This window comes from Albidovulum sp. (assembly GCF_049646345.1).
Lineage (GTDB): Bacteria > Pseudomonadota > Alphaproteobacteria > Rhodobacterales > Rhodobacteraceae > Albidovulum.
Window position 1 is genome coordinate 1 of the sequence record NZ_JBARVQ010000796.1, and the last position, 5,540, is coordinate 5,540.

Sequence of the window (5,540 nt, forward strand, 5' to 3'; positions counted from 1 at the left end):
CCGCCGGGCAGCGCCCGACCGCCCCCTGGGTGGGCGCTCCTGCGACGTTTCAAGAAGAACTGAGATCGGGTGTGGCGGCACGATAAAGTGCCCAACTCACATGTCGCTGCGCCCACCCGCGGTCGTGCACTGCCCGGCTCTCAACGACCGCATAAAGGCACACTTCAGCCATTCGACCGCGTTCTCCATGCGCGGCAAATTGTACCCTCGTCATCAGCGTGTTTGATCTTTATCAAGGAAAGACGCGAAGAGGGGGCCTAGGTCTCTCGTGTGACAGACGAAGAGCCGGGGAGACGGACATGGACTATAACGCTCAGCTCGACGCGGCCATCAAACGGCTGCATGACGAAGGCCGCTACCGGACCTTTATCGATATCGAGCGGCAGAAGGGTCAGTTCCCGAAGGCGGTGTGGAACCGGCCTGATGGCTCGCAGAAGGACATCACCGTTTGGTGCGGCAACGATTACCTAGGCATGGGCCAGCACGCCGTCGTGCTGGAAGCGATGCATGAGGCGCTGGACGCGACCGGTGCTGGGTCGGGCGGCACGCGCAACATCTCGGGCACCACGGTTTATCACAAACGGCTTGAGGCAGAGGTTGCCGACCTGCACCGCAAGGAAGCGGCGTTGCTGTTCACCTCGGCCTATATCGCCAATGACGCAACACTTTCGACCCTGCCAAAGCTCTTTCCCGGTCTCATCATCTATTCCGATGAGCTGAACCACGCCTCGATGATCGAGGGCGTGCGCCGCAATGGCGGTGCCAAGCGCATCTTCAAGCATAACGATCTGGCCGATCTGCGCGCGAAACTGGAGGCCGACGATCCGGCGGCACCAAAGCTGATCGCCTTCGAATCGGTCTATTCCATGGACGGTGATATCTGCCCGATGGAGGCGATCTGCGATCTGGCGCAGGAATTCGGCGCACTGACCTATCTGGATGAGGTCCATGCCGTCGGCATGTACGGGCCGCGCGGGGCGGGTTTGGCCGAAAAGCTGGGCCTGATGGGCCGCATCGACATCATCAACGCGACCTTGGCCAAGGCTTACGGGGTGATGGGCGGTTACATCGCCTCGACCGCGCAGATGTGCGATGCGATCCGCTCCTACGCGCCGGGTTTTATCTTCACCACCTCGCTGCCGCCCGCAGTGGCGGCGGGGGCGGCTGCATCGGTCAGACATCTCAAGACCGCGCAGGACCTGCGCGACAAGCAACAGGAACATGCAAAGATCCTCAAGCTGCGGCTCAGGGCGCTTGGCCTGCCGATCATCGATCACGGCACCCATATCGTGCCGGTTCATGTCGGCGATCCGGTCCATTGCAAGAAGATTTCGGACATGCTTCTGGAGCATTACGGGATTTACGTTCAGCCGATCAATTTCCCGACCGTTCCGCGCGGCACCGAACGGCTGCGTTTCACGCCGTCGCCGGTCCATTCGCTACAGGATATAGATCATCTGGTGCGGGCCATGGACAAGCTCTGGTCCCATTGTGCGCTAAATCGCGCTGACCTTACGGCGTGAACTTATCCACAGTCGTAATCCCGCTTGCCCTATGGTATTAATTGCACAATAGGACAGTGATGGTACGACGAATCGTCGGCCATTTGGGGATGCAAGTTACGGGGCGGTTGGCATGATCGGGCGGAGGACTCCTCCTTCGATGCAGGACACGGACAAACCAAAAGGGTTTGACGATTATGAACTGCGCCTCGGTGATGTGATGCGCGGCGAACGCGCGACGTTGTCGAAATCCCTGCTCGACGTTCAGCGCGAACTCAAGATCAAGGCGAGTTACATCGCGGCTATCGAGAATGCGGATGTCTCGGCATTCGAAACGCCAGGGTTCGTCGCAGGTTATGTCCGGTCCTATGCGCGCTATCTTGGCATGGATGCTGACTGGGCGTTCCAACGGTTCTGCGATGAGGCGGAATTCACAGTCGCCCATGGCATGTCTGCTGCAGCCTCCGGCCCGCGCAAGGCGCCGGTCCGACCGATGAAATACAGCGATCCCCTCGCCAATCCCAACGCCACGTTCGTGCCGCAGGGCAAGGCGTTCATGTCCGGCATCGAACCGGGCGCGATCGGGTCCATCCTCGTCCTTGTCGCGCTGATCGGCGGGATCGGTTTTGGCGGCTGGACGGTTCTTCAGGAAGTGCAGAAGGTCAATCTGGCGCCTGTCGATCAGGCGCCAGGCGTGATCGCCGATCTTGATCCGCTCTCCGGTGCCGGCGGTGCCCTGTCGGATCAGCAGCAATCGAGTGAAGTCGCCCTGGTGGTTCTTCCGGCCGGTGACACATTGCCACCCGCACCGGATGCGTTTGACCGGCTCTACCGGCCTGAAGCGCTTGACGTGCCCGTATTGGTTGCGCGGGACGGCCCGATTGCAGCGATCGATCCGCGCACGGTTGGTATGCTCGTTGCGCAGGCGACCCCGGAAGCAACAGACGTCGTGACGCCGGATGCACCCGCATTTGGTGAAACCCCGGTTCAGGTCGTTACCGCCGATGTGCCGCCGGTTGAGCTTCTGGCGGTTCGGCCTGCCTGGGTGCGGGTTCAGACAGCGGATGGCACGATCATCCTCGAAAAGATCCTCGACGCAGGTGAGCGGTTCACCATCCCCAATACAGAAGAACCGCCGCTGTTGCGGGTTGGCGAATCCGGTGCGCTCTATTTCGCGGTCAACGGCGAAACCTATGGGCCTGCGGGCGAACGCGGTGTCGTGTCGAAGAATGTCGAACTGTCGGTTGACGCGTTGAAGGCCAGCTATGTTGCCGCCGATGCCAGTCAGGATGCCGATCTTGCGCAGTTCACGACCGTGGCCGACGCCACTGCCGTCGTAACGCCGGAAGCCGTAACCGAGTAAAGCGGCAATTGCCCAATCCGGTCCGGCGCTCTATCTAAGGCCTGAGCGTATCCGGGACCCGAGGCCACCAATGACCCACAATCCGATCCGTCCATGGCGGAACATCGACCGGCGCAAGTCGCGCCAGATCATGGTTGGCAATGTGCCGGTCGGGGGGGATGCGCCGATCACGGTCCAGACCATGACCAACACGATCACCTCGGATGTGACGGCGACGATTGAACAGGTCCAGCGCGCCGCCGAGGCAGGCGCGGATATCGTGCGGGTCTCGACCCCGGATGAAGCCTCAACCGCAGCGCTGAAGGCAATCGTGCGCGAAAGCCCGGTACCGCTCGTTGCCGATATCCATTTCCACTACAAACGCGCGATTGAGGCGGCGGAGGCGGGGGTGGCCTGCCTGAGGATCAACCCCGGAAATATCGGCTCGGCGGACCGCGTGCGCGAGGTGGTAAAGGCCGCGAAGGATCATGGCTGTTCGATCCGCATCGGCGTCAATGCCGGAAGCCTTGAAAAGCACCTTCTGGACAAGTACGGCGAACCATGCCCCGACGCGATGGTTGAAAGCGGTCTTGATCATATCAAGTTGTTGCAAGACAACGATTTTCACGAGTTCAAGATCTCCTGCAAAGCCTCAGACGTCTTTCTGGCCGCCGCGGCCTATCAGCAACTGGCCGAGGCGACCGACGCACCGATCCATCTTGGGATCACCGAGGCGGGCGGGCTGATGACCGGCACCGTCAAGTCAGCGGTGGGGCTTGGCAATCTGCTTTGGGCCGGGATTGGCGATACGATCCGGGTTAGCCTGTCGGCCGATCCGGTCGAGGAAGTGAAGGTCGGGTATGAGATCCTGAAATCCCTCGGCCTGCGCACGCGCGGTGTGCAGATCATCTCTTGCCCGTCCTGCGCGCGGCAGGGTTTCGATGTCATCAAGACCGTCGAGGCGCTGGAGAAACGGCTGGAGCACATCAAGACACCGATGAGCCTGTCGATCATCGGCTGCGTTGTGAACGGTCCGGGTGAGGCGCTGATGACCGATCTCGGCTTTACCGGCGGCGGGGCTGGGTCCGGCATGGTCTATCTTGCGGGCAAGCAGGACCACAAACTGTCCAATGACAGGATGATCGAGCATATCGTGGAACTGGTCGAGGCGCGGGCGTCCGAGATCGAGGCGGCGGAATAGATCCGTCGCCGGGTCAGGATGCGACCGCCGGTCTCAGTCCTGCTTGCAGAAGATGTCGTGAAGAACACCGATGACCCGCTCGACCTTCGTATCGGCGAGCGAATAGAAGATCGCCTTGCCATCCCGCCGTGCATTGACCAGGCCTTCAAGCCGCAACCGTGCCAGTTGCTGGCTGACAGCGGCCTGACGCGACGACAGCAATTGCTCAAGCTCCGTCACCGATTTCTCGCCGGTCGAAAGATAGCAGAGGATCATCAAGCGACCCTCATGAGCGAGGGCTTTCAGGAAACTCGATGCGGCTTCGGCACTGTCCACCATATCCTGCGGCGCGACGGCAGGCACGGCCTGCGCGTTCCGGATGGCTGTGGTGGTTATCGATACGTTCTGCACGTTGATCGTCTTTCCCGATTTCAGGCGGAGAATATAGGCGTTTTGTTTCGGTCAGGCTAGTCCCGGCGCAGTTTTTGTGCGCTATTACGGCGTTTCTATGGCGTTAAATTGATTGTTCAGTCAAGTACGCTCAGACGTGGTGCAGAAAGTCGCCATAGCGCCCGCCCCAGAAGAGCAGCGGTTCGCCGTCGCGCAGCGATGCGCGGATCACGCGTCCGACAAGAATGGCGTGGTCACCACCCTCATGCACAGCATGCGCCGCGCAGTCGAAGCGGGCAAGGCAGCCGGGAAGAAGTGGCAGGCCTTCCTGGGTGGTCTCGGTGGGCAATCCGTCGAAATCGGCACCCGCCCGCGCGAACCGGCGGCAGAGGTCAATCTGATCGGCGGCAAGGACATGAATGGCGTAATGCGTGGCCGCCTCGAAGGCTGGAAAGCGGGCGGAGTTTCGGGCCGGGCACCAGAGAACCAGCGGCGGTGAGAGCGAGAGCGAAGTGAAGCTGTTCGCGGTGATGCCAACCGGCCCCCGATCGCCGATCGCGGTCACAATGGTCACACCGGTCGCGTAGCGACCAAGGGCAGCGCGGAAGTCCTCGGGACTGCTGTTTTCTGGGGTGATTTGATCCATCCGGGCGCCTGTCCTTGCCGCGTATTGCGGTGTCGTCGGTGACAGGAGAACCATATTCCGGGATGGAAGGCCACCCGCGCCAGGGCGCGGGGTGTTCGGTGTTGATCAGGCTTCTTCTTCGCCGGTATTCACGAGCCAGCCGCCGGGGCCGGCGATGCGGTCGGGAAGCGTCAGGATCATGACTTCGCGCAGAACAAGGCAGGCCAGCAGGCTGGCGGCGATTTCGTCGAACGATATCTGACTAATAAGGCTCATTGTTTACTCCCGTTCCCTTATCTTTGAGATTGCCTGATAAAGGCGGCACGATTGCGGCGCAGGGGGGGCATTTCGCGGCCCATGTAAAGGCGACCGCTAGGGGTAGTGTTGTTGTGGGGGAGCAACGTCAGGCAGAGAGAATTTTCGGCAACCGGGCGTCGTGCGCTTGTCCTTTGGTCGGCCTATGCATATGTCGACCTTTACCCCCAAACGGCTGCGACTGAC

General features: G+C 61.1%; 6 protein-coding genes. 3 read left to right on the forward strand and 3 right to left on the reverse strand.

The window, feature by feature from the left end:
- Positions 1-299: 299 nt before the first annotated feature.
- From hemA to ispG, 3 genes are all read left to right on the forward strand, one after another.
- Complete coding sequence (hemA, locus tag WBB85_RS20910) at positions 300-1,523, forward strand: 5-aminolevulinate synthase (protein ID WP_432640510.1); 1,224 nt, start codon at positions 300-302, stop codon at positions 1,521-1,523.
- Between the two features lie 112 nt (positions 1,524-1,635).
- Positions 1,636-2,865 carry a helix-turn-helix domain-containing protein gene (locus tag WBB85_RS20915; RefSeq protein ID WP_432640511.1) on the forward strand — a complete coding sequence of 410 codons (1,230 nt, stop codon included), beginning with the start codon at positions 1,636-1,638 and terminating at the stop codon, positions 2,863-2,865.
- Between the two features lie 70 nt (positions 2,866-2,935).
- On the forward strand, positions 2,936-4,045 hold the full coding sequence (gene ispG / locus WBB85_RS20920; RefSeq protein ID WP_432640512.1) for a flavodoxin-dependent (E)-4-hydroxy-3-methylbut-2-enyl-diphosphate synthase: 1,110 nt from the start codon (positions 2,936-2,938) through the stop codon (positions 4,043-4,045).
- Between the two features lie 33 nt (positions 4,046-4,078).
- Here the strand turns inward: ispG and WBB85_RS20925 are convergent, their stop codons facing one another.
- From WBB85_RS20925 to WBB85_RS20935, 3 genes are all read right to left on the reverse strand, one after another.
- Positions 4,079-4,363, reverse strand: a complete 285-nt coding sequence (locus WBB85_RS20925) for an ArsR/SmtB family transcription factor (RefSeq protein WP_432640515.1) — start codon at positions 4,361-4,363, stop codon at positions 4,079-4,081.
- A gap of 202 nt (positions 4,364-4,565) precedes the next feature.
- Positions 4,566-5,060, reverse strand: a complete 495-nt coding sequence (locus tag WBB85_RS20930) for a flavin reductase family protein (protein ID WP_432640513.1) — start codon at positions 5,058-5,060, stop codon at positions 4,566-4,568.
- Positions 5,061-5,165: 105 nt separating this feature from the next.
- On the reverse strand, positions 5,166-5,315 hold the full coding sequence (locus WBB85_RS20935; protein WP_432640514.1) for a hypothetical protein: 150 nt from the start codon (positions 5,313-5,315) through the stop codon (positions 5,166-5,168).
- Positions 5,316-5,540 lie beyond the last annotated feature (225 nt).